The organism is Streptomyces sp. WAC05292 (genome assembly GCF_003949955.1).
In the GTDB taxonomy this organism is placed as follows: domain Bacteria; phylum Actinomycetota; class Actinomycetes; order Streptomycetales; family Streptomycetaceae; genus Streptomyces; species Streptomyces globosus.
The window spans coordinates 1-894 of sequence record NZ_RPSE01000799.1 but is presented as its reverse complement, the minus strand read 5'-3'; the positions used below and the strand labels follow the sequence as shown (position 1 = coordinate 894).

At 80.4% G+C, this 894-nt stretch carries 1 protein-coding gene; it reads left to right on the top strand.

Features of this window, described 5'->3' with window-relative positions; genetic code table 11:
- Positions 1–159: 159 nt before the first annotated feature.
- Positions 160–765, top strand: coding sequence for a hypothetical protein (locus EF903_RS34595; protein ID WP_185902964.1), 606 nt, complete (start codon positions 160–162; stop codon positions 763–765).
- Positions 766–894: the final 129 nt, after the last annotated feature.

Genomic DNA, 894 nt, shown 5'->3' with positions numbered 1-894 from the left:
CGTGCGGGGGGCGGCACCCCCGCGGGCGGCGCGCGCCGGGGGGGGGCGGGGGGGCCGCGGCCCGCGGGGGGGCGCGGCGGCGGGCGCCCGGGGGGCGGGGGCGGGGGGCGGCGGGGAGGGGGTGGGCTTGGCGGTGGCCGGGGGGGCGGCGGGGGAGGCGTGGTGGAGGCCGACGGCGGCCGCGGCCGCCCCCGTGGGGGCGCCCGGCGCCGGACGGGGCAACGAGCGGCGGCAGCCCTGGTCGCCCACCTGGCCTCCACCCGCGCGACCCCGGACACCGCGAAGCCCGCACCCGCCCCGCAGCCGGCGGCGATCCCGCGGGCGGCAGGCCTCGAACAGCCGGGCCTGGAGAAGAACACCCTCGGCGCCGACAGCCGCTGCGGAGAGCCCGTCCCCGGACCGGAGTCGGTGGTCTGGCGGGTGTGCGCCCGGGTGGACGCGGACCGCGTCGCATTCGCCGTGAAACTCACCAATCAGGCCGACGGCGCGGCGACCGCCCGCGTCCGGGTCAGGGTGCAGTACGCACGGCAGAAGGCCTTCCACCCGTGCCCGGAGGCACCGAACCCGCAGCCCGTCGACGTCCCCCCGGGCCGGACGGTCATCACCGATCCGGCCCGCTGCTCGGTCCCGCGCGAACCGGTGCCGTACGCGTACCAGGGCGTCGGCTGGGTGGTCCCGGCGAACGCGAACGCCGGCTCGTACGAACTCTCCCCCACAGCCCACGTCCACCCGGACCGCACCATCTGGAAGCCGGACCTCCTCTGACGCCAGGTCAGCCGGTGCAGGGGCGGTGCCGGACACGCACCGCCCCTCCGCCCGTCCGGCCTCGCGCGGGGGCCCGCGGGCCCCGTCCCGGAGGGCGGCTGGATTGTGCGGGGGGTTGTTGCCGGGGGG